The organism is Pseudomonas sp. 2725 (assembly GCF_050434585.1).
Lineage (GTDB): Bacteria > Pseudomonadota > Gammaproteobacteria > Pseudomonadales > Pseudomonadaceae > Aquipseudomonas > Aquipseudomonas jessenii.
Genome location: NZ_JBNDIV010000011.1, coordinates 115001 through 139748 on the forward strand (window position 1 = coordinate 115001; position 24748 = coordinate 139748).

At 59.8% G+C, this 24748-nt stretch carries 24 protein-coding genes and 1 pseudogene; 8 read left to right on the plus strand and 17 right to left on the minus strand.

Features of this window, described 5'->3' with window-relative positions:
- Window positions 1–7 precede the first annotated feature (7 nt).
- Window positions 8–268, minus strand: coding sequence for a hypothetical protein (locus ABIE16_RS26720; RefSeq protein ID WP_102670676.1), 261 nt, complete (start codon window positions 266–268; stop codon window positions 8–10).
- A 166-nt stretch (window positions 269–434) separates the two neighbouring features.
- Entirely contained in the window at window positions 435–1175 is a 741-nt protein-coding gene (locus ABIE16_RS26725) for an SDR family oxidoreductase (protein ID WP_429522259.1), read from the minus strand.
- A gap of 120 nt (window positions 1176–1295) precedes the next feature.
- Here ABIE16_RS26725 and ABIE16_RS26730 point away from each other — a divergent pair, with 120 nt between their 5' ends.
- Together ABIE16_RS26730 and mgrA are read left to right on the plus strand one after the other, a co-directional pair.
- Window positions 1296–2186 (plus strand): LysR family transcriptional regulator, encoded by an 891-nt coding sequence (locus ABIE16_RS26730; protein ID WP_429522260.1) that lies wholly within the window; start codon window positions 1296–1298, stop codon window positions 2184–2186.
- A gap of 134 nt (window positions 2187–2320) precedes the next feature.
- A complete protein-coding gene (gene mgrA, locus ABIE16_RS26735) occupies window positions 2321–3358 on the plus strand; it encodes an L-glyceraldehyde 3-phosphate reductase (RefSeq protein ID WP_429522261.1) in 1038 nt (345 codons plus the stop codon).
- A 138-nt stretch (window positions 3359–3496) separates the two neighbouring features.
- Here mgrA and tauD read toward each other — a convergent pair whose 3' ends face one another.
- The 7 genes from tauD to ABIE16_RS26770 all read right to left on the minus strand — a co-directional run bounded on the left by tauD (window position 3497) and on the right by ABIE16_RS26770 (window position 11853).
- The gene (tauD, locus tag ABIE16_RS26740) at window positions 3497–4339 is read right to left on the minus strand and encodes a taurine dioxygenase (protein WP_429522262.1); all 843 of its coding nucleotides are present in this window, start codon (window positions 4337–4339) and stop codon (window positions 3497–3499) included.
- A 145-nt stretch (window positions 4340–4484) separates the two neighbouring features.
- A complete protein-coding gene (tauC, locus tag ABIE16_RS26745) occupies window positions 4485–5318 on the minus strand; it encodes a taurine ABC transporter permease TauC (RefSeq protein ID WP_349734783.1) in 834 nt (277 codons plus the stop codon).
- Complete coding sequence (tauB, locus tag ABIE16_RS26750) at window positions 5315–6109, minus strand: taurine ABC transporter ATP-binding subunit (RefSeq protein WP_223502486.1); 795 nt, start codon at window positions 6107–6109, stop codon at window positions 5315–5317. Before tauB ends, tauC begins: the two co-directional genes overlap by 4 nt.
- Before the next feature lie 15 nt (window positions 6110–6124).
- Window positions 6125–7102 carry a taurine ABC transporter substrate-binding protein gene (gene tauA, locus ABIE16_RS26755; protein ID WP_429522263.1) on the minus strand — a complete coding sequence of 326 codons (978 nt, stop codon included), beginning with the start codon at window positions 7100–7102 and terminating at the stop codon, window positions 6125–6127.
- 225 nt (window positions 7103–7327) lie between these two features.
- Window positions 7328–8911 (minus strand): glutamate--cysteine ligase, encoded by a 1584-nt coding sequence (gene gshA / locus ABIE16_RS26760; protein WP_429522264.1) that lies wholly within the window; start codon window positions 8909–8911, stop codon window positions 7328–7330.
- Between the two features lie 234 nt (window positions 8912–9145).
- Complete coding sequence (locus ABIE16_RS26765; RefSeq protein WP_007972875.1) at window positions 9146–9529, minus strand: PaaI family thioesterase; 384 nt, start codon at window positions 9527–9529, stop codon at window positions 9146–9148.
- Entirely contained in the window at window positions 9529–11853 is a 2325-nt protein-coding gene (locus tag ABIE16_RS26770) for a Tex family protein (protein ID WP_429522265.1), read from the minus strand. The genes ABIE16_RS26765 and ABIE16_RS26770 overlap by 1 nt, the downstream gene beginning before the upstream one ends.
- A gap of 360 nt (window positions 11854–12213) precedes the next feature.
- Between ABIE16_RS26770 and ompR the strand changes: the two genes are divergently transcribed.
- Both ompR and ABIE16_RS26780 read left to right on the plus strand, forming a co-directional pair.
- A complete protein-coding gene (gene ompR / locus ABIE16_RS26775; RefSeq protein WP_007983158.1) occupies window positions 12214–12954 on the plus strand; it encodes a two-component system response regulator OmpR in 741 nt (246 codons plus the stop codon).
- 115 nt (window positions 12955–13069) lie between these two features.
- Entirely contained in the window at window positions 13070–14383 is a 1314-nt protein-coding gene (locus ABIE16_RS26780) for an ATP-binding protein (RefSeq protein WP_057712466.1), read from the plus strand.
- A 130-nt stretch (window positions 14384–14513) separates the two neighbouring features.
- Here ABIE16_RS26780 and rimK read toward each other — a convergent pair whose 3' ends face one another.
- Window positions 14514–15419 (minus strand): 30S ribosomal protein S6--L-glutamate ligase, encoded by a 906-nt coding sequence (rimK, locus tag ABIE16_RS26785; protein WP_007972871.1) that lies wholly within the window; start codon window positions 15417–15419, stop codon window positions 14514–14516.
- Window positions 15416–15877, minus strand: a complete 462-nt coding sequence (locus ABIE16_RS26790) for an ATP-dependent zinc protease family protein (protein ID WP_080925313.1) — start codon at window positions 15875–15877, stop codon at window positions 15416–15418. Before ABIE16_RS26790 ends, rimK begins: the two co-directional genes overlap by 4 nt.
- Before the next feature lie 234 nt (window positions 15878–16111).
- Between ABIE16_RS26790 and ABIE16_RS26795 the strand changes: the two genes are divergently transcribed.
- The 3 genes from ABIE16_RS26795 to ABIE16_RS26805 all read left to right on the plus strand — a co-directional run bounded on the left by ABIE16_RS26795 (window position 16112) and on the right by ABIE16_RS26805 (window position 19588).
- Window positions 16112–16519, plus strand: coding sequence for an RNA-binding S4 domain-containing protein (locus ABIE16_RS26795; protein WP_090452521.1), 408 nt, complete (start codon window positions 16112–16114; stop codon window positions 16517–16519).
- Between the two features lie 444 nt (window positions 16520–16963).
- On the plus strand, window positions 16964–17866 hold the full coding sequence (hslO, locus tag ABIE16_RS26800; protein WP_218495339.1) for an Hsp33 family molecular chaperone HslO: 903 nt from the start codon (window positions 16964–16966) through the stop codon (window positions 17864–17866).
- Between the two features lie 180 nt (window positions 17867–18046).
- Window positions 18047–19588 (plus strand): phosphoenolpyruvate carboxykinase, encoded by a 1542-nt coding sequence (locus ABIE16_RS26805; protein WP_218495338.1) that lies wholly within the window; start codon window positions 18047–18049, stop codon window positions 19586–19588.
- A 96-nt stretch (window positions 19589–19684) separates the two neighbouring features.
- Here ABIE16_RS26805 and ABIE16_RS26810 read toward each other — a convergent pair whose 3' ends face one another.
- The 6 genes and pseudogenes from ABIE16_RS26810 to ABIE16_RS26835 all read right to left on the minus strand — a co-directional run bounded on the left by ABIE16_RS26810 (window position 19685) and on the right by ABIE16_RS26835 (window position 22157).
- On the minus strand, window positions 19685–20038 hold the full coding sequence (locus ABIE16_RS26810; protein ID WP_429522270.1) for a DUF1493 family protein: 354 nt from the start codon (window positions 20036–20038) through the stop codon (window positions 19685–19687).
- Between the two features lie 48 nt (window positions 20039–20086).
- A pseudogene (locus tag ABIE16_RS26815) lies at window positions 20087–20248 on the minus strand (YhfG family protein); the annotation flags it as partial.
- Between the two features lie 20 nt (window positions 20249–20268).
- Entirely contained in the window at window positions 20269–20541 is a 273-nt protein-coding gene (locus ABIE16_RS26820; protein ID WP_349734775.1) for a type II toxin-antitoxin system RelE/ParE family toxin, read from the minus strand.
- On the minus strand, window positions 20541–20984 hold the full coding sequence (locus tag ABIE16_RS26825; protein ID WP_218495337.1) for a hypothetical protein: 444 nt from the start codon (window positions 20982–20984) through the stop codon (window positions 20541–20543). Before ABIE16_RS26825 ends, ABIE16_RS26820 begins: the two co-directional genes overlap by 1 nt.
- A 149-nt stretch (window positions 20985–21133) precedes the next feature.
- A complete protein-coding gene (locus tag ABIE16_RS26830; RefSeq protein WP_429522266.1) occupies window positions 21134–21433 on the minus strand; it encodes a hypothetical protein in 300 nt (99 codons plus the stop codon).
- Window positions 21434–21866: 433 nt separating this feature from the next.
- Entirely contained in the window at window positions 21867–22157 is a 291-nt protein-coding gene (locus ABIE16_RS26835; RefSeq protein WP_218495335.1) for a hypothetical protein, read from the minus strand.
- Between the two features lie 448 nt (window positions 22158–22605).
- On the opposite strand from ABIE16_RS26835, the gene ABIE16_RS26840 reads away from it, so the two are divergent.
- The gene (locus tag ABIE16_RS26840; RefSeq protein WP_429522267.1) at window positions 22606–24540 is read left to right on the plus strand and encodes a RecQ family ATP-dependent DNA helicase; all 1935 of its coding nucleotides are present in this window, start codon (window positions 22606–22608) and stop codon (window positions 24538–24540) included.
- Window positions 24541–24748: the final 208 nt, after the last annotated feature.

The following is a 24748-nucleotide window of genomic DNA, read 5'->3' on the forward strand; positions in this document are numbered from 1 at the left end:
AAGGCCTTCACGTTTCGGTGGTCAACACCATGAACAACACCAGCGCCGCCACCGGGACACCGAACACGGCGCTACCGACCACCAGTTCGCTGCTCAATGGCTGGCCGGCATGCACTATGCCGACTGCGCCATTGATTAGCGTTAGCGCCAGCCACAGCAGGATAAAACTGTAGGCCAGGGTCTGGCGGGTGAAGCCGACTTTCTCGCCGATGTAGAGCATCAGCGCCAGGAGAATCAGGCCGAAGGTGATGATGATGGTGGTGTGCATGAACTGTCCCGCCCTTCAGATGTGCATTGCTTTGGAGGCAGCCATCGCGAGCAAGCTCGCTCCCACATTGATCTTGGTTGCTCACAAAATTTGTGCTCAAAGGAGATCCCCTGTGGGAGCGAGCTTGCTCGCGATTGGGGGCGCTGCGGTCTCAGTGTGAACTCAGTTAAACCAACCCGCCATTCACCCGCAAAATCTGCCCATTGACCCAACCTGAATCCGGCCCCGCCAGAAACGACACGACACGGGAAATGTCCTCCGGCTGCCCCAGACGCTCCAGCGGCGCCATTTTGGCGAAGGTCTGAATCTGTTCTTCGCTCTTGCCATGCAGGAACAAGTCGGTGGCCACGGGCCCGGGAGCCACCGCGTTGACGGTGATGTTGCGCCCGCGCATTTCCTTGGCGAATACCTGGGTCAGAGATTCCACTGCCGCTTTGCTGGCGATGTACACCGCGTAGCCCGGCAGGTTCATGCCGACGGTGCTGCTGGAGAAGTTGATGATCCGGCCACCGCTGTTCAGGCGGGTTGCCGCTTCACGCAGGGTATTGAAGGTACCGCGAGCGTGGATGTTGAAGTTCTGCTCGAACAGTTCGTCGCTGTGTTGCGCCAGCGGCAGCACTTTGAGGGTTCCGGCGTTGTTCACCAACACATCGACCTTGCCGAACTGGGTTTCAACCTCGTCGAACATCCGGCGTACGTCGTCGGCGTTGGCTACATCGGCCTTGATCGCCAGGGCCTGGCAACCGGCCTGACGCAGCTCCACCACCAGTTTCGACGCTTCGGTGGCGCTGCTGGCGTAGTTGATGGCAACGGCGAAACCTTCGCTGGCCAGTTGTTTGGCGATGACCGCGCCAATGCCGCGGGAGGCGCCGGTCACGATGGCAACTTTCGGAGTCTGATGAGCCATGTTGGTGTTCCTGTTGATGGGGTGTGAAGCCAATTTCACATGTTTACTCAGGGCGATAAATGCACGAGAGTTGCCTTGACTGTTCAATAATCGCCAACAATCGAGTGCCTGGAGTGAGCTGTGGACCAAGTCAAAGCGATGAGGGTTTTTGTGCGGATCTACGAGCGCAGCAGCTTCACGCAGGCTGCCGATGACCTGAACCTGCCTCGCGCGACGCTGACCCACACCTTGAATCAGTTTGAGGCCTGGCTGGGTACGCGTTTGTTGGAGCGCAGCACGCGTAAAGTGCGTCCGACGCTGGATGGCGAGGCGTACTACCTGCGTTGCGTGCAACTGCTGGCAGAGCTGGAAGAAGCGGAATTGGCGTTTCGCGGTGTGGCACCGAAGGGGCGGTTGCGGGTGGACTTGCACGGGACATTGGCCAAGCACTTCGTGATCCCGGCTTTGCCACAATTCATGGCGCGTTATCCCGACATCGAGCTGTCCATCAGCGAGGCTGACCGCTTTGTCGACCTGATCGCCGAAGGCGTCGACTGTGTGCTGCGCGCCGGCACTTTGAGCGACTCCGCGCTGATCGGAAAACGTGTCGCCAACCTACGCCAGATCACCTGCGCCAGCCCTGCCTATCTGCGTAAGAACGGCGAGCCCAAAAGCCTCGACGACCTGAAGAACCACCGCGCGGTGAACTACGTCTCACGCACCACCGCCAAGTTGTTCCCGTTCGAATTCATGGTGGACGGCGAACTCAGGGAAGTGACCATCGATGGCGCCGTTTCGGTGTTCGGCGCCGAAATCTACGCAGCCTCGGCCATCGCCGGACTGGGCTTGATCCAGTGCCCGCATTACCGGATGGAAACGCAGATCGCCCAGGGGCTGGTGAAGGAAATCCTCACCGAGACACCGCCACCGCCAATGCCGGTGTCAGTGCTTTATCCACACAATCGACACATGTCGCCACGGGTTCGGGTATTTGTGGATTGGTTGGGAGAGGTGTTTGCGCAGGCCCGGTAGCTGGTAAGTGGGGAAGCATATGAAACGTTTCAGCCATTAGTCGAATCCGGGGTTTTCTGGCGTTTGTCCGGGCGTATGCTGTGCGACTGGCAAAGCAGTCGATACCAGATTCAAGACAGACAAGAGAGGACTCGATGACTTACACCGCTGCCGAAAACCGCTACGACTCCATCCCTTACCGTCGCGTGGGCCGCAGCGGCTTGGTGCTGCCGGCGCTGTCGTTGGGCCTGTGGCACAACTTCGGCGACAGCACGCCGATCGATACCCAGCGCGCGTTGTTGCGCACGGCATTCGATCTGGGCATCAACCATTTCGACCTGGCCAACAACTACGGCCCGCCGTATGGCAGCGCCGAGATCAACTTCGGCCGTTTACTGCGCGAAGACTTCAAGCAGTACCGCGACGAGCTGATCATTTCCAGCAAGGCCGGTTGGGACATGTGGCCCGGCCCTTACGGTCAGGGCGGCGGTTCGCGCAAGTACGTGCTGGCCAGCCTCGACCAGAGCCTGCAACGCCTGGGTGTGGACTACGTCGACATCTTTTATTCCCACCGCTTCGATCCGGACACCCCGCTGGAAGAAACCGCCAGCGCACTGGCCACTGCGGTGCAGCAGGGCAAGGCGCTGTACATCGGCATTTCGTCCTATTCCGGGGTGAAAACCCGCGAAATGGCGGCGTTGCTCAAAGAGTGGAAAGTGCCGCTGCTGATTCACCAACCGGCCTACAACCTGCTCAATCGCTGGGTTGAAAAAGACTTGCTGGATACCACCGACGAACTCGGCACGGGCGTGATTGCCTTCACGCCGCTGGCGCAGGGATTGCTGACCGATAAATACCTCAACGGCGTGCCGACGGATGCACGGGTCAATCGTCCGGGCGGTGGTTCGTTGCAGGCATCGCACTTGTCCGAGGCCAACATCGCCCAGGTGCGGGCACTCAACGAAATCGCCAGGCGTCGTGGCCAGAGCCTGGCGCAACTGGCGCTGGCCTGGACCCTGCGCGATCCTCGGGTCACTTCGGCCTTGATTGGCGCAAGCCGGCCGGAGCAGATCATCGATAACGTCGGGGCGTTGAAGAACCTGAGCTTTAGTGCAGAGGAACTGGCGGAGATTGACCGGTTTGCCCAGGAGGGCGGGATCAATCTTTGGGAGAAGCCTTCGACGGCGGAGTAACTTGTCGGCGTCAGTTCCGTCCCCATCGCGAGCAAGCTCGCTCCCCGTGTCGTACACAAAGCCTGTGAACACCGCCGAACCTGTGGGAGCGAGCTTGCTCGCGATGGGGCCATCAAGGTCAGTACAAAAACTGGCTGTTCAACGAAAGAAAGGCACATCCCCCAACACCGTCGCCCGCTGCATCACCCGCCGCGCCGGCCGGTAGTCATCCACCGCGTAATGCTGGGTCACGCGGTTATCCCAGAATGCGATGTCGTCTTTCTGCCAGCGCCAGCGAATGGTGAATTCCGGCCGCGTTGAATGGGCGAACAGGAACTTCAGAATCGCCTCACTCTCGGTTTCCGACAGCTCGTTGATCTTCGAAGTGAAACCTTCGTTGACGAACAGCGAGCGGCGCCCGCTTACCGGGTGCGTGCGGATCACCGGGTGCGACAGCGGCGGATTCTTGCGCCGTGCTTCTTCCCATTGGGCCAGTGCCTGGGGCGTGTTGCCATAGCGCTCCAGCGGAAACGAACGGGTGAAGTCATGGGTGGCGGTCAGACCTTCGAGCAAGGTTTTCAGCGGCGTCGACAGGGCTTTATAGGCGGCAATTCCGCTGGCCCATAACGTGTCGCCACCAAACTCCGGCAGCAGCTTGGCACTGAGCACCGCGCCCATGGCCGGGGTCGGCAGGAAGGTCACGTCGGTGTGCCAGATCGCGTTGTCGCGCACGTCGGTGACGGCGGTGTCGAGGATCAGCACTTCCGGTTGTTCCGGCACATTGGGGTAGATCGGGTGAATGTGCAGGTCGCCGAAATTCGCGGCGAATCGCGCCTGTTGCTGTGGCGTGATCGGCTGGTCGCGGAAGAACAGCACCTGATGCTTGAGCAGGGCCTGTTCGATGGCATCGCGCTGTTCCAGGTTCAGCGGCTGGCTGATGTCGATGCCGCTGATCTGTGCGCCGAGGGCGGAGCTTAGGGGGACGATGGTCAAGTCACTCATGGTGATTCTCTTGAAATTCGGGGGTGTTGATTACTGTGGGAGCGAGCTTGCTCGCGATAGCGATATGTCAGTCACAACAGTGGTGTCTGACACTCTGCAATCGCGAGCAAGCTCGCTCCCACAGGGTTTCTTACAGGGTAATCATTCAGTGAACCTGGCCATGCCACGGCACCAGTTTGCGTTGCAGGGCACGCAGGCCGAGCTCCATTGCGAAGGCGATCATTGCGATCACCAGAATCCCCAGTACCACCACATCGGTGACCAAAAACTGCGCGGCCGATTGCACCATGAAGCCCAGTCCGCTGGTGGCGGCGATCAGTTCGGCGGCGACCAGCGTCGACCAACCTACGCCGAGACCGATACGCACACCGGTCAGGATATCCGGCAAGGCACTCGGCAAAATGACGTGGCGAATCAACTGCACGCGCGTTGCGCCGAGCGACTGCGCGGCACGCAGTTTGGCCGGGTCGACCGTGCGCACACCGGTGGCGGTGGCAATGGCAATCGGGGCGAAGATTGCCAGGTAGATCAGCAGCACTTTCGACAATTCACCGATGCCGCACCAGATCACGATCAGTGGCAGATAAGCCAACGGAGGAATCGGCCGGTAGAACTCGATCAGCGGGTCGAGCACACCGCGGGCGATACGGTTGGCGCCGATGGCGATTCCCACCGGCACGGCGGTGAGAATCGCAAAGCCGAGGCCCAGGCCGATGCGGCTCAGACTCGCGCCCAGGTGCTGCCACAGGGTTGAATCCATATAACCCGAGGTCGCCAGTAGCCAGCCTTTTTGCAGCACGGCGGAAGGTGGTGGCAGGAACAGCGGCTCGATCACGCCGGTCGCCGTCACGGCCCACCAAATGGCAACGAGAACGACCAGCGTCAGCACACTGATCCAGCGAGTGCTCAAACGGCGACTTGCCGGAATGACGGCTGAGCCTGGCGTTATCGCCGCGACGGGAATTTCGTAACTGCTCATGCGCGCTCCTGCCGCTGGGCGGCGCTGCGTTGGGAGAACACTTTGGCGAGTACGTGTTCGCGGGTTTCGATAAAACGCGGGTCGGACTTGATCGAGCGGGCCGACTCACCGGCGGCATAACGCTGACCGAAATCGAGGCTCAGGCGTTCGACGATTTGCCCCGGGTTGGGCGCCAACAAAATCAGGTCGGTGGCGAGGAACACGGCTTCTTCGATGTCGTGGGTGATCAGGAACACCGGCTTGGCGGTGCGTTGCCAGACTTGCAGCAACAGTTCCTGCATCTGCTCGCGGGTAAAGGCGTCGAGGGCGCCGAAAGGTTCGTCCATCAGCAACACGCGCGGGTCGGCGGCGAGGGCGCGAGCCAGGCCGACACGCTGCTTCTGGCCGCCCGAAAGCTGCCAGATGCGGCGCTGTTCAAAACCGGACAGATCGACCAGGGCGAGCATTTCCCTGGCGCGAGCTTCGCGTTTTTCCCGGGCGATACCGGCCAGCTCCAGGCCGAACCCGACGTTGGCCAGCACGTCTTGCCATGGCAGCAGCGCGTCGTCCTGGAACACCACGCCGCGCTCGGCACTCGGGCCTTTGACGGGCACGCCGTCGAGGGTGATGCGCCCGGCGCTGGGTTCGACGAAACCGGCAATCAGGTTCAACAGCGAAGTCTTGCCACTGCCGGACGGGCCGAGGGCGACCAGCAATTGCCGGGGCCCCAGGCTCAGGGAGACATCCGCCAACACCGGTTCCGGGTTGCCGGGGTACTGTGCGCTGATGCGCTCCAGCTGTAGCAAGGCCATCGCGTTGACTCCCGATCAGTTGGTGATGAACTTGGCGCTGACGTACGGCGCGTAGTCCGGCAGCACGGCCTCGACCTTGCCTTGTTCCTTGAGGAACGCAGCGGTGTCGGTGATGGCTTTGGTGGTCGGCGCGCCGAGGGTGAGCACCTGGTCAGCCGCCAGCGGGTAGACGTTGCCTTGCAGCAGCAATGGAATGTCACTGGCCTTGGCACCAGACAGTTTTACCAGCTTGTCGACGTTGCCCTGATTGGCGAGCCAGGCTTGCGGGTCTTTGCGGTAATCGGCGTAGGCGTCCAGGGTCACTTTGGCGAACGCGGTGATGATCTCCGGGTGCTTCTCGGCGAAATCCTTGCGCACGATCCAGGCATCGAAAGTCGGTGCGCCGAACTTGGCCAGCTCGCCGGAGGTGATCAGCACTTTGCCGTTTTCCTTGGCGACACCGAGGGCCGGATCCCAAACGTACGTGGCGTCGATGTCACCGCGTTTCCAGGCGGCAATGATCGCGGGTGGAGCCAGGTTGAGAACGGTGACTTTCGACGGGTCGATGTTCCAGTGCTTCAGCGCGGCGAGCAGGCTGTAGTGGCCGGTGGATACAAACGGCACGGCGATTTTCTTGCCGATCAGGTCTTGCGGGGTCTTGATCCCGGAACCGTCGCGGGCGACCAAGGCTTCGGCGGCGCCGATCTGGGTGGCGATGAGGAAGGTTTCTACCGGGACTTTGCGAGTGATGGCGGCGGTCAGGGGGCTGGAACCGAGGTAGCCGATCTGCACGTCACCAGAGGCGATGGCGGCGATGATATCGGCACCGTTGTCGAATTTGCGCCAGCTGATATCGGCCTTGGTGGCCTTTTCGTAGGCACCGTCAGCCTGGGCGACTTTCGCCGGGTCAACGGTGGTCTGGTAGGCGACGGTGAAGTCGGCCGCCTGGGCAAAAAAACTCGCGGTAGCCAAGGACGCGGCCGCCAGCAAGCGTAGAGGGAAAGTCAGTTTCATCAGAAAGCTCCTTGTCAGGCGACCGAGTGTCGGCGTGAGAAAGAGACTAAATGATCTAAGAATTCGAAAATAAATAACTTTTTCGAATTAGCTTATGAGAGGACAACTTGAGGAGCGACCGCTTCGCGGTCATCGCGAGCAAGCTCGCTCCCACAGTGGACCATTGAACCCTGTGGGAGCGAGCTTGCTCCGGGCGGCGTTCCGACGATAAGGTCCGCAGGACCTTCAGTTGCTGATCGCCAGAATGCTCGCCTGGTAGGCTCCGACAAACACATCGAAATCACCGACTTCGTTCTGCTCCAGCTCAGCCTGCTGAGCCAGCGACGAACGCGCCCGCTCTTCAAACTGCGCCTGTTCCTCAGCCGGCAACGGCTCGCTGCGGAAGAACTCGGCATGGGCCTGGCTCTGGCGCAGGGAGAACTGGGCAAAGCTTTCCTTGTGTTCGGCCATCGCCGCCAATACCTGGGCCGACGGTGTCAGGGACGGGTCTTGGACCTTGGCCATCTGGGCGTCCAGCGCCTTGCTGTGGGCGTCGCCGCCATGGCTCTGGTCGAGCATAGCCGCCAGAGGGGCGATTTTTTCCAGCAGCTCGCCGGCCCATTCCTTCAGGTCGACCGGCTGGCCATCCCGTTGCAGATGCAGGCCTGGACGACGACCTTCCTTGACTACGCTGAGGAAGTTCGAAGTCGCGTTGCCACAACTGGTATTGGTCAGCAGTGGGCTGTCATTGAGCGCGCAGTACAGCAGGAACGCATCGAGGAAGCGTGACTCGGTCAGGTCGATGCCCATCGGCAGGAACGGGTTGATGTCCAGGCAGCGTACTTCGACGTACTGGATGCCACGGGCCATCAGTGCCTGGATAGGGCGCTCGCCGGTGTAGGTCACGCGTTTGGGGCGGATGTTGGAGTAGTACTCGTTTTCGATCTGCAGGATGTTGGTGTTGAGCTGCACCCACTCGCCATCCTGGTGGGTGCCGACTTCGACGTATGGCGCATACGGCGTGGCCACCGCTTTGCGCAGGCTGTCGGTGTAACTGTTCAGATCGTTGTAGCACGGCGTCAGGCCGGCCTGGGCGTTGCTCTGGTAACCCAGGTCGCTCATGCGCAGGCTGGTGGCGTACGGCAGGTACAAGGTCTGCGGGTCCAGTTGTTCCAACTGGTGCGAACGACCGCGCAAGAAGCCTGCGTCCAGTGCCGGCGAGGCGCCGAACAGGTACATCAGCAGCCAGCTGTAGCGGCGGAAGTTGCGGATCAGCGCGATATAGGACGACGACTGGAAGTCGCGGTCGGTGCCGACAAAGCCTTCGGCCTGCTTGAGCAACGGCCAGAGTTTTTCCGGCAGGGAAAAGTTGTAGTGGATGCCGGCAATGCATTGCATGGTCTTGCCGTAACGCAGGGCCAGACCCTTGCGGTAGACGTACTTGAGCTGCCCGATATTGGACGTGCCGTAATAGGCGATCGGGATATCTTCCTCGGCCGGCAACGGGCACGGCATCGATGGGCTCCACAGATACTCGTTGCCGAGCTTGCTGTAGGCAAAGCGGTGAATGCTGTCCAGGCTCGCCAGCGTATCGGCAGGATCGGGCAGGGCCGGGGTGATGAACTCCAACAGCGACTCGGAATAGTCGGTGGTGATCTGTTCATTGGTCAGCGCGGAACCCAATTCTTCCGGGTGCGGCGTTTGCGCCAGGCGACCTTCATCGGTCACGCGCAGGCATTCACGTTCGATGCCGTGAAGGCACTGTTCGAGCAGAGAGAGGTTAGCGCGCTCGCCGAGCAGGGCCAGGCGGCGGTTGAGAAGTTCGCTCAAGTTGGATTCCTTCACGCGTCAGTCGCCCCAATATGGGGGTGGGCAAGACGGTCTACAAGGGTGAAGTTAAAACTGGCGTTTTCGCCTGGTTTTGTAGGAGCGAGCTTGCTCGCGAAGAGCCTGAGGGCGGCGCGTTCATTCAGAGAACACGCGTCATCGTTAACGTCCATCGCGAGCAAGCTCGCTCCTACAGGATGTATTGCGCTGAAATTAACTCAAATTGATGACGACTAGCTACAGGACAGCGAACGTGCCTTGTGCTTTTGCGACCAGTTTGTCGCCCTGCATCACATCGGCTTCAACCACCAACGTGCGGCGGCCCGGATGAATCACCCGTGCCGTGCACATCACCTCGCCGTCAGAGACGGCGCGAATGTAGTTGATCTTGCACTCGATGGTCGCGCTCTGCTGGTCAAAGCCGTGGGTGCTGGAACAGGCCAGCCCCATGGCAATGTCCACCAGGCTGAACAAGGCCCCGCCGTGCAGCTTGCCGCCGCGATTGCGCAGTTCCGGTTCCAGCGCCAGGGCGACTTGCGCCACCCCGGTTTCCAGGCTGTGCAAGCGGCAGCCCAGCAGCTTGAAAAACGCGCTTTCGGTCAGCCCGGCGGGAATGTCCATCAACGTTTCTTCAACTGCTTGGCATTGGCGAACAGTGAAGCCATGGCGTTGTTGCTCGGGGCCGCTGCCGTGGTTTCCTTGCGCGGTGCGGTGTTCTGGGATTGGCGTGGCGCCGAACCCGGACGTGCGCCGCGGGCACCGTCGATTTTCTCGCCCGGAGTGTCGCTCATGCGCATCGACAGGCCCACGCGTTTGCGCGGGATGTCGACTTCCATGACCTTCACTTTCACCACGTCACCGGCCTTCACCGCTTCTCGTGGATCCTTGATGAACTTCTCCGAAAGCGCAGAGATGTGCACCAAACCGTCCTGATGCACGCCGATATCGACGAAGGCACCGAAGTTGGTCACGTTGGTGACGACGCCTTCTAGGATCATGCCCAGTTGCAGGTCCTTGAGGTCTTCGACGCCTTCCTGGAACTCGGCGGTCTTGAACTCGGGGCGCGGGTCGCGACCGGGTTTTTCCAGTTCCTGGAGGATGTCGGTCACGGTCGGCAAACCGAAGGTTTCATCGGTGTACTTCTTCGGATCGAGACGCTTGAGGAACGTGGCATCGCCAATGAGCGAGCGGATGTCACGGTCGGTTTCGGCGGCGATGCGCTGAACCAGCGGATAGGCTTCCGGGTGAACCGCCGACGAGTCCAACGGGTTTTCGCCGTTCATGACGCGCAGGAATCCTGCGGCCTGTTCGAAGGTTTTTTCACCCAGGCGCGCGACTTTCTTCAAGGCTGCGCGAGTCTTGAATGCGCCGTGCTCATCGCGGTGGCTGACGATGTTCTGCGCCAGGGTCGCGTTGAGGCCGGAGATCCGCGCCAGCAGTGCCACGGAAGCCGTGTTCACGTCGACGCCGACGGCGTTCACGCAGTCCTCGACCACCGCATCCAGGCCACGGGCCAGTTTCAGCTGCGACACGTCGTGCTGGTACTGGCCGACACCGATGGATTTCGGATCGATCTTCACCAGCTCGGCCAACGGGTCTTGCAGGCGACGGGCAATCGACACGGCGCCACGGATCGACACATCCAGGTCCGGAAATTCCTTGGAAGCCAGTTCCGAGGCGGAGTAAACCGATGCACCGGCCTCGGAAACCATGACCTTGGTCATTTTCATGGCCGGGTATTTTTTGATCAGTTCAGCGGCCAGCTTGTCGGTTTCGCGGCTGGCGGTACCGTTGCCGATGGCGATCAGGTCCACCGAGTGCTTGGCGCACAGGGCGGCGAGCACGGCGAGGGTCTGGTCCCACTTGTTGTGCGGCACGTGCGGGTAAACCGTGGCGTGATCCAGCAGCTTGCCGGTGGAGTCGACCACGGCGACCTTGCAACCGGTGCGCAGGCCCGGGTCGAGACCCAAAGTGGCGCGCGGGCCGGCCGGGGCCGACAGCAGCAGGTCGTGCAGGTTGTGGGCGAATACGTTGATCGCTTCGGTTTCCGCACCATCGCGCAGCTCACCCAACAGGTCAGTCTCCAGGTGGGTGTAGAGCTTGACCTTCCAGGTCCAGCGCACCACTTCACCCAGCCATTTGTCGGCGGCGCGGTTCTGGTTCTGGATGCCGAATTGCTGGCCGATCATGCCTTCGCACGGGTGCATGCTGCCCGGCAGTTCGTCGCCGACTTTCAGCGCGGAGCTGAGGATGCCTTCGTTACGGCCACGGAAAATCGCCAGCGCGCGGTGCGACGGCATGCTTTTGAGCGGTTCGTCGTGCTCGAAGTAATCGCGGAACTTGGCGCCTTCCTCTTCCTTGCCGGCAATCACGCGGGCACTGAGGGTGGCTTCCTGCTTGAGGTAGCTGCGCAGCTTGTCCAGCAGGCCGGCGTCTTCGGCGAAGCGTTCCATCAGGATGTACTTGGCGCCTTCGAGGGCAGCCTTCACATCGGCCACGCCTTTTTCCGCGTCGATGAAGCGTGCGGCTTCGGTTTCCGGGCTCAGGGACGGGTCGTTGAACAGGCCGTCGGCCAGCTCGCCCAGGCCTGCTTCCAGGGCGATCTGGCCCTTGGTGCGGCGCTTCTGCTTGTACGGCAGGTACAAGTCTTCGAGACGGGTCTTGGTGTCGGCGAGCTTGATGTCGCGTTCAAGTTGCGGGGTCAGCTTGCCCTGCTCCTGGATGCTGGAGAGGATGCTGATACGCCGTTCGTCGAGTTCTCGCAGGTAGCGCAGGCGCTCTTCCAGATGACGCAATTGCGTATCGTCGAGGCTGCCGGTCACTTCTTTCCGGTAACGGGCGATGAAGGGAACGGTAGAGCCTTCATCGAGTAGCGCGACGGCCGCTTCGACCTGTTGTGGGCGTACACCGAGTTCCTCGGCGATGCGGCTGTTGATGCTGTCCATAAAACCACCTGACAAATTGTGAAAGCAGGCTCGCAGGCGCAGAGATAGGGCCTGGGCGAGTCTGGTTGAGCGGCCTGGCCTGCGCCGCTACCTGGATCAAAAGGTATCCCGTTGACCCGTGAAATCGAACAATTACTGCCGGCTCCATGAAAAAAATGGTGTCCGTCTGTAGTACCTGTCTGATGTTGCCTGACACAAAAGGCCGCGCATTATAACCAGCGTTCCGGCATTCGGGGACATCGCGGGTTGCAGGTGAAATGGCCGGTTTTCTGGCACTAAAGGAAAAATCTGCTAACAATGCACACGGTGCGTATAACGGCAGCTACGCCATAATGCGCGCCGAGATCAAAGGAGCATCCAATGAGCAGCACTGCACAAACTGCTGAAGGCGAAAAAATTCTTATTGTTGACGACGATCCTGGGCTCAGCAGCCTGCTGGAGCGTTTTTTCGTCAGCAAGGGCTACCGCGCCCGCGCCGTACCGAACACTGAGCAAATGGATCGCCTGCTGGCGCGCGAAGTGTTCAACCTGGTCGTACTCGACCTGATGCTGCCCGGTGAAGACGGCTTGACCGCCTGCCGCCGTCTGCGCGGCGCGAACAACCAGATTCCGATCATCATGCTGACCGCCAAGGGCGACGAGCTGAGCCGCATCAAGGGCCTGGAGCTGGGTGCCGACGATTACCTGGCCAAGCCGTTCAACCCCGATGAGCTGATGGCACGCGTCAAAGCGGTCCTGCGTCGCCAGTCGGCTCCGGTGCCGGGCGCGCCAGGCAGCGAAGACGAAAGCGTGACCTTCGGTGACTATGAATTGTCCCTGGCTACCCGCGAGCTCAAGCGCGGCGAAGAAGTGCACATGCTCACCACCGGTGAGTTCGCTGTACTCAAGGCCCTGGTGATGAACGCGCGTCAACCGCTGACCCGCGACAAATTGATGAACCTGGCCCGTGGCCGCGAGTGGGATGCCCTGGAGCGTTCCATCGATGTGCAGATTTCCCGTCTGCGCCGGATGATCGAGCCCGATCCGTCCAAACCGCGTTACATCCAGACTGTCTGGGGCGTGGGTTACGTGTTTGTACCGGATGGTACCGCCACCAAGTGATTGGCGATTTGTAGGAGCGGGTCACGCGGACATCGGATCAATCGATCCTGTCCGCAGACTCGCGATCCGCAATATGCGAGCATCGCTCGCTCCTGCAAGTGTTTAACGGTTATCCATGAAAACCCCCGTTTGGTTTCCCCAGAGCTTCTTCTCCCGCACCCTTTGGCTGGTGCTCATCGTCGTACTCTTCTCCAAGGCGCTGACCCTGGTTTATCTGCTGATGAACGAAGACGTGCTGGTGGACCGCCAGTACAGCCACGGTGTCGCCCTGACGCTGCGCGCCTATTGGGCTGCCGATGAAGAAAACCGCGGCAAGATCGCCGAGGCCGCGACCTTGATCCGGGTGGTGGGTGCCGGCGTGCCGGAAGGCGAACAGCACTGGCCTTACAGCGAGATCTACCAGCGGCAGATGCAGGCGGAGCTGGGTGCCGACACTGAGGTCCGGCTGCGCATGCATTCGCCACCGGCGCTGTGGGTCCGGGCGCCAAGCCTGGGTGATGGCTGGCTGAAAGTACCGCTTTATCCTCATCCGTTGCGCGGCCAGAAAATCTGGAACGTGCTGGGCTGGTTCCTCGCTATTGGCCTGCTGTCCACCGCTTCGGCCTGGATCTTCGTCAGCCAGCTCAACCAACCTTTGAAGCGTCTGGTGTATGCCGCGCGGCAACTTGGCCAGGGCCGCAGTGTGCGCCTGCCAATCAGCGATACGCCGAGCGAGATGACCGAGGTGTACCGCGCCTTCAACCAGATGGCTGAAGACGTCGAACAGGCCGGTCGCGAGCGTGAACTGATGCTGGCCGGGGTTTCCCATGATTTACGCACGCCGTTGACGCGATTGCGTCTGTCCCTGGAGTTGATGGGCGATCACACGGACCTGACCGACGACATGGTGCGTGACATCGAAGACATGGATGCGATTCTCGATCAGTTCCTGGCGTTCATTCGTGACGGGCGCGACGAGTCGGTGGAAGAGGTCGACCTGAGCGACCTGGTCCGTGAAGTTGCCGCGCCGTATAACCAGAGCGAAGAAAAAGTGCGGCTGCGCCTGGAGCCTATCCAGCCGTTTCCGCTGCGTCGGGTATCGATGAAGCGACTGTTGAACAACCTGATCGGCAACGCGCTGCATCATGCCGGCAGCGGTGTGGAGGTGGCGGCGTATGTGTCCGGGGACACCAGCGCACCGTATGTAGTGCTGAGTGTCATGGACCGTGGTGCCGGAATCGATCCTTCGGAGCTGGAGGCGATTTTCAACCCGTTCACCCGCGGTGACCGTGCCCGGGGTGGCAAGGGCACCGGGTTGGGATTGGCGATCGTGAAGCGGATTGCCTCGATGCATGGCGGTAACGTTGAGCTGCGTAACCGCTCGGGCGGTGGGCTGGAAGCGCGGGTGCGGTTGCCGTTGGGGTTGCTGCTGCCGCGGGATGCCGTTTAAGGCCTGATTTTTCAGTGGAGCTGACGGCCCCTTCGCGGGCAAGCCCGCTTCCACAGTGATTTTGGCTAAAACCCTGTGGGAGCGAGCTTGCTCGCGATGGCGGCATCCCTGCCGCCACAAGGCTTGAGGTTTAACCCTTCCCTTTGGTCCGAGTCATATTCGGCCCGCCATTCTTCTCCAGATGCTCAATGATGATCCCCGCCACATTCTTCCCGGTGGTGGTCTCAATTCCCTCCAGGCCCGGCGACGAGTTAACTTCCATCACCAACGGCCCGTGATTGGAGCGCAGGATATCGACGCCTGCCACCGCCAGCCCCATGACCTTCGCCGCACGCAACGCCGTCATGCGCTCTTCCGGGGTGATCTTGATCAGGCTCGCGCTGCCACCGCGATGCAGGTTGGAGCGAAATTCGCCGGGTTTGGCCTGGCGCTTCATCGCTGCAATCACCTTGTCGCCGACGACGAAGCAGCGAATGTCCGCACCACCGGCTTCCTTGATGTACTCCTGAACCATGATGTTCTGCTTGAGGCCCATGAACGCCTCGATCACCGATTCCGCGGCCGTGGCGGTTTCGCACAGCACCACGCCGATGCCTTGGGTGCCTTCCAGCACCTTGATCACCAACGGCGCACCGTTGACCATTTCGATCAGGTCGGGAATGTCATCGGGGGAGTGGGCAAACCCGGTCACCGGCAAGCCGATCCCGCGACGGGACAACAATTGCAGCGAACGCAGCTTGTCCCGGGAACGGGCAATGGCCACCGATTCGTTGAGCGGAAACACCCCCATCATTTCGAACTGGCGCAGCACTGCACAGCCATAAAAGGTCACGGATGCACCGATACGTGGAATCACCGCATCGAAACCCTCCAGCGGTTTGCCGCGGTAGTGGATCTGTGGCTTGTGGCTGGCAATGTTCATGTAGGCGCGCAAAGTGTCGACCACCACCATTTCATGGCCACGCTCGGTACCGGCTTCGACCAGACGACGGGTGGAATACAGACGCGGATTCCGCGACAGCACAGCGATCTTCATGCAACACCTGTGGAGGAGGTAGATACCGGGAACACCGGCTTGTCTTGTACGTACTTGATGCCCGGATTGACCACCAACTGGCCGTGAATCAGGGCTTTGGAGCCGAGCAGCAGGCGATAACGCATGGACTTGCGGCAGGCGAGCGTGAACTCGACCCGCCAGACCCGATCACCAAGGGCCAGGGTAGTGCTGATCACGTATCGCACCTGCGCGTGACCGTTTGAGCTTTTAATGGTTTTCATCGTCACCAGCGGTGCTTCGCAGCGTCGGTGGCGCAGTTGTACGACGGAACCCAGGTGGGCGGTAAAACGCACCCACTGCTCACCATCGCGCTCGAACGGCTCGATTTCGGTGGCGTGGAGGCTTGAGGTGCTGGCACCGGTGTCGATTTTTGCCCGAAGGCCGGCGACTCCCAAATCCGGGAGCGCCACCCACTCGCGCAGACCGACAACGGTCAAATGGTCAAATGTCTTCAATAGTGCTCAACCGGTAGAAACCGCTCGGGCCGCACGCGGCCGGATTCGCGGTATTCACGCAGAATAATGATTAAAAGGCGACAGATATCTACGGCCCGGATTTCCAGCCTCGCAAGGAGGTTATGGAATGTCAGCATTGTAATCCGAGACGGTGAAATTCTTGGTACGTCAGAAACGGTAGTACAGTTCACCAATATTTCAGAATGAGGAAATTCCATGGCACAAAAAAACGAAGAGGACGACAAAGTCCGCCTCGATAAATGGTTGTGGGCTGCACGATTCTACAAAACCCGCGCCCTGGCCAAGGCAGCGATTGAAAGCGGCAAGGTGCATTGCCGGGGTGAACGCTGCAAGCCGGGTAAAGAGCCACGAATCGGCGATGAGTTCGTGATTCGCACCGGTTTCGAGGAGCGCACGGTGGTAGTCCTGGCACTGTCGATCGTTCGTCGCGGCGCACCGGAGGCGCAAACCTTGTATGCCGAAACCCTGGCCAGCATCGCCAAGCGCGAAGAGGCCGCGGCGCAAAGAAAGGCCGGAGCCCTGGGCGTGAGCACCGACGGTAAGCCGAGCAAGAAACAGCGGCGGGATTTGTTCAAGTTTCGTGGCAGCAGTAACGACGACTAATACAGATATTTCTCGGGCGACTGCCAGGCCGCTATCGCGGACAAGCCCGTTCCCACAAGGGTTTGTGTCATTTCTGTGGGAGCGTGGATTGCCTGCGGTCGAGTGCGCGACACTCGCCAGGTTTCACCGCGCCTTCAGGCCAAGACTTGCAATTGACCCGGTGCGCATCCATATCTGTGCTTCGCCAGCAGTGCATCGCATGGACGATATCGCCGCTCGTCGAAAATCACACACAGTCTCTGATCTGTAGGCCATAACCACATTGCCAGCAGTGCAGGGCGGGAAACGACCCGGAACCCATCAGCGCTTGTTCCACCTGCTTGGATCAGGCCCGGATTGTTCATAAAATGCCTTTCATGGCTGAACGTTGCGCACCCGAGTGGTCGCGCAAGGTAAATTTCTTGTTTCCTGTAACCATTTTCACTACTTCAGATACCCAGACCTATGACCGATCACGCGGATAACGACTTCACACAACGCTTCATCTTCGATGACAGCGACACCCGTGGCGAGCTGGTTTCGTTGGAGCTCAGCTACGCCGAAGTCCTGGCCAAACACGCCTACCCGCAGCCGGTCGCGCAACTGCTCGGCGAGCTGATGGCGGCCGCATCGTTGCTGGTCGGCACGATGAAGTTCGATGGCTTGCTGATTCTGCAAGCCCGCTCCGAAGGCCCGATCCCGCTGCTGATGATCGAGTGCTCCAGCGAGCGCGACATCCGTGGCCTGGCCCGTTACGACGCGGATCGCATCGCTGCCGATGCCACCCTGGCCGACCTGATGCCTGAAGGCGTCCTGGCATTGACCATCGACCCGAAACAGGGCCAGCGCTACCAGGGCATCGTCGACCTCGACGGCGCCACCCTGTCCGAATGCTTCACCAACTATTTCGTCATGTCCCAGCAAGTCGGCACGCGTTTCTGGCTGTACGCCGATGGTCGTCGTGCCCGTGGCCTGTTGCTGCAACAACTGCCGGCCGATCGTTTGAAAGACGAAGACGAACGCGCCGCCAGCTGGCAGCACATCACCACCCTGGGCGGTACGCTGACCGCCGATGAGCTGTTGAGCCTGGACAACGAAACCGTGCTGCATCGCCTGTACCACGACGAGCAGGTGCGTCTGTTCGATGTGCAGAAGCTGCGCTTCCGTTGCAGTTGCTCGCGCGAACGTTCGGCCAATGCGCTGGTCAGTCTGGGTATGGAAGACGCGCAGCAATTGGTGGAGGAACACGGTGGCAACATCGAAATCGATTGCCAGTTCTGCAACCAGCGCTACCTGTTTGACGCGGCCGATGTCACTCAATTGTTCGCCGGGGCGGGTATCGAGACGCCGTCAGATACCCGTCACTAAAACGGTTCAGCGCAGGTAAATTCACTGCCTTGCGCCGGATTAACGCCGTTACGACAGGAGGGGCCTACTCTTTTTGGGCTTTTCTGGCATAATCCGGCCCACTTTTTTCGCGGTAGTAGTGCACGACTTTCTACTACAAAAACGTTTGGAGCACTCGGCCACTGGCCGACGGGGAACCTCATGACGCAAGCCAACAATGCCGTGTACACCGATCTGAGTGTTGATGATCTGGTTAAAGAAGCCCTCAATCGTGGTGAAGGCGAGCTTGCCGATACCGGCGCACTGGTTGTTCGTACCGGTCACCGTACCGGCCGTTCGCCAGTCGACCGTTTCATCGTTGAAGAGCCAAGCACCCAGGCTGCCATTGCCTGGGGCCCGATCAACCGCAAGTTCCCGGCCGACAAGTTCGACGCCCTGTGGGCTCGCGTTGAGGCATTCAACAACGCGCAAGAGCATTTCGTTTCCCACGTGCATGTAGGTGCGGCTTCCGAGCACTACCTGGCCGTGAAGATGACCACCCAGACTGCCTGGCAGAACCTGTTCGGCCGTTGCCTGTTCATCAACCCGGCTCAGTACAACCCGGCGGGTCGTGACGAGTGGCAGGTCCTCAACGTTGCCAACTTCGAGTGCGTGCCAGAGCGTGACGGCACCAACTCCGACGGCTGCGTGATCATCAACTTCGCACAGAAGAAAGTGCTGATCGCCGGCATGCGTTACGCCGGTGAAATGAAGAAAGCCATGTTCTCGGTGCAGAACTTCCTGCTGCCGGCTGCCGACGTACTGCCAATGCACTGCGCCGCCAACATCGGCGAAGAAGGCGACGTGACCCTGTTCTTCGGTCTGTCCGGCACTGGTAAAACCACCCTGTCGGCCGACGAAAGCCGTTACCTGATCGGTGACGACGAGCACGGCTGGGGCGAAGGCGTTGTGTTCAACATCGAAGGCGGTTGCTATGCCAAGTGCATCGACCTGTCCGAGAAGAACGAGCCGGTTATCTGGAAAGCCATCAAGCACGGCGCGGTATTGGAAAACGTCGTTATCGACGACGCCAAGCACGCCGACTATGCCGATGTCAGCCTGACCCAGAACAGCCGCGCCGCCTACCCGCTGGAGCACGTTGCCAAGCGTTCCGAGAAGAACCTCGGTGGCGAGCCGAACGCTGTGATCTTCCTGACCTGCGACCTGACCGGCGTACTGCCGCCAGTGTCGATCCTCAACGAAGAACAAGCGGCTTACCACTTCCTGTCCGGTTACACCGCCCTGGTCGGTTCGACCGAAATGGGTTCGGGCAGCGGCATCAAGTCGACCTTCTCCACCTGCTTCGGCGCGCCGTTCTTCCCGCGTCCAGCCGGCGAATACGCTGAGTTGCTGATCAAACGCATCCGCGGCTTCGGCTCCAAGGTCTACCTGGTCAACACCGGCTGGACCGGCGGTGGCTACGGCGTCGGCAAACGCTTCAACATCCCGACCACCCGTGCAGTGATCGCAGCGATCCAGAGCGGCGCGCTGATCGGTACCGAGACCGAGCACCTGGACACCATCAACCTCGACGTGCCAGTGGCCGTACCGGGCGTTGAGACTGGCCTGCTGAACCCACGCAACACCTGGGCCGACAAGTCATCCTACGACGAAGCCGCCAAAGCACTGGCCGGCCTGTTCATCGAGAACTTCAAGAAGTTCGAAGTGAGCGACGCGATCAAGGCTGCTGGTCCAAAGCTGTAAGCGCTGGATTGAGCTAACGAAAAAGCCGCCCCTCGGGGCGGTTTTTTTGTGCGCGAAATTCAGTATTTCGCGGGCAAGTCAGAATGCATCGGGCCGTTACAGGCCCTCGAGCTCATCCGTGTCCCAGCGTTGGGCCTTGATGGCCCGATAGAGCATGCCGATGGTCAATGGCACCTTCTCGCCGCGACCCTTGGCTTTTCGCTTTAGATTCACGTCAAAGCCGTCGGGCTGGAAATAGCGATAACTGTCGAAATCCACGAAGTCGATGGCGAAGTAATCCTCCAGGGTTTCGATCAAATGCCGGGCGTCTGCACCGTTGCAGCCCAGGTCGAAATTGATCGAGGTGCCGAGGCTGATGGTTTTGCGTTCGGGCAGACCGAGTTCTTCGTGTAGCAGCTGCATGAGCAGGCGCATGGTGTCGTCGTCGGGGAAGTTGGGGGCGAGGTTCATTGCAGGTGCGTCCGTTGGGGCAGGTGCGGGATTAGGTCCAACCGGTTTGCTCTGTCGGTACTTCGCGAGCGCTTCTTCTCGTGAGGCAAGCGGCTTGTCGATGTCCATCGGAGATGTATCAAATCCGGAGAGGCGCAGGCTGGCCAAGTAGTTTGAACGGCGGACCTTTTCGTAATGAGCTTGTTTTTGTTTGAAGGTCGATTTGCCCATGGGTATTACCAAAATGAATGTCAGGGCCATCTTTGTCTGGCATGAATCACCCTTACCATTTCAACTGCCTTTTCTGTGATCAAATAGATCATGACGTAGTTGGCGGTTGCAACAATCTCCCGTGTTCCCGGGACTTTGCCTTTTCTGTAAAGAGTCGGACGCTGACGAGCGTTCTCAGCTTTCAACTCGAAAATTTCGTCGAGGGCAATCGCCGCTTCAGGGTTGTCCAGAATGATGTGATCCATGATTTTGCTTCGGTCATCAAGCGCCGTCTGACGCCAGATTACCTTCATCAACGCGCCCGCTGACGTATGGCATCACGTTTGGCGGCGAATATTCGGCGGGCCTCTTCGTCGCTCACCGTCGGCCTTGAATCATCAAGCCCAATTTGGACCTGCTCCTTGAACCACTCCTCGTATGCGGCGGCATCGTGTGCCTGTTTCATCGCCTCGGAACGATCGGGACGCGTGTAGGTTTTGATTTGGAGTGGATCATAGTTCGATGCGTCCACGTCGAAGGAGGTGATGCCTACGTCTTGCAGATAAGACACCAACGTTTCAAGTCGTTTGAACAGTCGTAACTGTCGACTACGTTGCGCTGTCAGGGAGCATTGTTTGTTCCCGTACGGAATTTGAATCGACCACCCTCCCGGATTCGCGACGATATGCGCGCTGTTTACCGAGCCTTTCTCAACCAATCGTGTGAGGGTGCTGTGATCGATAGTTTCGGCTGTCATGAGAGTGAGTCCATGGGGGAACAATGGCTCATATGCTACGCAATCAATAATAGTTTGCAATATTCGGCTCCTATGTGGGACGGCAGGAATACATCATTGATCAGGCAGGCCGTCTTACTCGGGAACGGGAACCTGCCTGAACGAGCGCGTTAAGCGGGGGCTTTCCAGTTCAGCATGCGTTGTTGGGCGACTTTGAGCAGGTCGCAGCCGTCCTGGGTCAGCAGGTAGAGCGCGTGGGTGATGTGCGGGATGTCTTTGAGGTCGCCGTGTTTGAAGCATTGGCAGTGCAGGGTTTGCAGCAATTCGCTGGAGGCCCGGATGCGCTGGAGGGCGGCGTCGAGGATGTCTTGGGGGTTGGCTTCTGTGTCGATGATCAGGGGCTGGGAATCGGTGAGATTGGTGTGGAGTGGTAGATAGCGTTCGTTGGTGAACGGGTTCCATTTGTTCATTTTATGTATTCTCAAATGTTTTAGATGAAACCACCGCCATCGTGACCAAGCGATGGGAGGCGGACTGTGTTCGGGTTGGTCAACCGGGAGAACACACAAAACCGGCACGCTCGAAGGCGTCCCAAACACAGCCACCATAAAACGTGCAGACACTTGAGTGCCGGCAGCATACAACGGACGCGTTTATGTGTTCCATCGGGTGACCAAGCCCGAGTCGCTGATTTGGCAGCGACACTCCGGACTATAGGAGTGAGTCACTGGGTATCGATAGCCGACAAGTTGTCTTGTTTTGTAGGACCTTGCCGAAGCTTTCATAGGTCGTTGCTGACGGAGTTATCCACAGCGAGATTTCCAGAATGTGCTTGTCCTCAGAAGGACCGCGTTATCGTTCATCGCGAGCAAGCTCGCTCCCACTGGAGGTTGTGGTGGTGCTTCAGTTGGTGAATTTCGGCAAGCGCTGCCGGGCGATGTCGAGCAGGTCGTTGCCGTCCTGGGTCAGCAGGTACAGGGCGCCGACGATTTTGGGGATGTCGCTCGCTTCGGCCTGTTTGAAGCACGTGCAATAAAGGGTTTCGAGCAGGTCGCTGGCGGCGCGTATGCGTTGTCGGGCGGCGTCGAGGATCTCGTAGGGGTCGGCCTCGGTATCGATGACCAGCACTGGGGTTTCGCTGTAGCGGCTCTTGAGCGGGTGATAGCGGGCTGTCGGCGTGTCGGCTTTTTTCATCGAGTGGGTCCTGTGCGAAATCGGCAAGTGTTCCCGGCAGGCCGAGACACTGTTTTCAGCCGCGCCGGAAACTATAGGAGGACCTGGCGTTGCAGGACAAGATGGCTGAAATGGACAGGCGTTGTAGGGTATTTATCGTGTTCCGAGGAAAAGGCTTACACATTTTCGGAGGTTTGTGCGCCGTAGCCGCTGCCGGTAAAAATGCCTACGGGCTTATCAGTCGCTGTTTAGCAAGTATCGGCAGAGAGGGCTTTGGACGCTGTCGGGTGTTTCGAGTTTTGCGGTGGGTGTGCTGGCCTCTTCGCGAGCAGGCTCGCGAAAGCGATCTCAAGCCCTTCCAGCCATCCGCTGTATCATCCGGTATCGTTTTTGCCCCCGACCTTTTCTCGACTCGCTGCGATCGCCGGCTAGGCTTTTGACTCCGCAGCAGTCAACGGAGTGACAGCTTATGCACAACACCCTGGAACAGGTTTTCGGTTATCCACAATTTCGACCCGGTCAGGAGGCGGCCGTCAGTGCCGTGCTGGCCGGGCGCTCGGCGGCAGCGATTTTCCCCACCGGTTCCGGCAAATCCCTTTGCTACCAATTACCGGCGTTGTTGCTGCCGCACCTGACACTGGTGGTCTCACCCTTGCTGGCGTTGATGCAGGATCAACTGGCGTTCCTGCAACGCCACGGCATCTCGGCGGGCAGTATCGATTCGGCCCAGAGCCGCGATGACGCCAGCGACGTCATGGCCCGGGCAAAATCCGGCGAACTGAAGATTTTGATGATCTCCGTGGAGCGCCTGAAGAACGAGCGCTTCCGGCATTTTTTACAGCAAGTACCGATCTCGCTGCTGGTGGTGGACGAGGCGCACTGCATTTCCGAATGGGGGCATAACTTTCGCCCGGACTACCTCAAGCTTCCCGACTATCAACGCCAGTTCAACATCCCGCAGGTGTTGCTGTTGACCGCAACGGCGACGCCCAAGGTCATCGCTGACATGCAGGCGAAATTCGCCATCGCCGCCGACGATGTGGTGACCACCGGTTTCTATCGCCCGAACCTCAATTTGCTGGTGGAACCGGTTCGCGGAGCGGACAAGCGCCGACGCCTGGTCGAATGGATGAGCCAGCGTCCGGACCAGCCGAGCATCGTCTATGTCACTTTGCAGAAAACCGCCGAGCACATCGCCGAACACCTGAACCGCAACGGCATTCAGGCCGAGGCTTATCACGCCGGGTTGCCCCATGAGCAACGGGAAGCGATCCAGCGTCGCTTCATGGGCGGGCAGTCCAATTGCATCGTCGCCACCATCGCTTTCGGCATGGGCATCGACAAAAGCGACATCCGCAACGTGGTGCATTTCGACCTGCCCAAATCCATCGAAAACTACAGCCAGGAAATCGGTCGCGCCGGGCGTGACGGGCAGCCGTCGGACTGCCTGGTGTTGGCCAACCGCGACAGCCTCAACGTGCTGGAGAACTTCGTCTACGGCGACACGCCCGAACTGGATGGCATCCGTTGCGTGCTTGACGAGATGCATGCCGCCGCAAGCGAAGGGCAGTGGGAGTTTCTGCTGGGGCCGTTGGCAGACCAGAGCAATATTCGCCAGTTGCCGCTCAAGACCTTACTGGTGCAACTCGAATTGCGCGGGTTGATCGCCCCGCGCTACGCGTACTACGCCGAGTACCGTTTCAAGTATGTGCAGGAGCCCGAGGTGCTATTGGCGCGTTTCGAAGGCGAGCGCAGGGATTTTGTCGCTGCGATCATCCAGACCTCCAGCCGCGCCCGGACCTGGGCCACGGTGAATTTCGAGGCGCTGTACGAGCAGCATCAGGCCGAGCGCAGTCGGGTAGTCAAGGCGCTGGATTACTTCCAGGAAAAAGGCTGGGTGGAGCTCGAAAGCAAGCAGATGACCGAGGTCTACAGCGTGCTGCAAAGCGGGTTCGACAACGTCGCGTTGAGCGAGGAACTGCACGGCTATTTCACTCGGCATGAGCGCACCGAGGTCGCACGGATTCACGCGATGCTGGACTTGTTCGCCACCGACCGTTGCCTGGGTTATCGCCTGGCCGAGTATTTCGGCGACCACAATGCCCCGCAGCAATGCGGACATTGTTCGGTGTGTCATGGGCAAGTGGCGCGGCTACCGGCACCACCGGAGTTGCCGGCGCTTGTGGATAAGAATTTCGAGGCGCTGTGTGGCGGTTTTATCCACAGGCATGAGCAGCACACGGGCAACGTGCCCTCGGCTGAACGCGTAACACGGTTTCTGTGCGGGATCAGCGTGCCGTTGTTCACCAAGCTCAAGGCGCGGTCGATTCCCGGGTTTGCGGCGCTGGAAGATTATCCGTATGCCGGGGTGCGCAGTTGGGCAGAGCAACATCTTGCCGGCTGAACCAAAACCCTGTGGGAGCGAGCTTGAACTGGCCTAATAATTCCGGACACCTCTTAAGGGCGATATGATTTCGCCAACTTGGAGGTTCCATGAACGAAAGAAAGGTCTATACACGCGAGTTCAAGCTGCATGCTGCCAGCATGGTGCTTGATGATAACTGCCCGGTTCCAGACGTTTGTGCATCGCTGGATATCGGGCCCACCGCTTT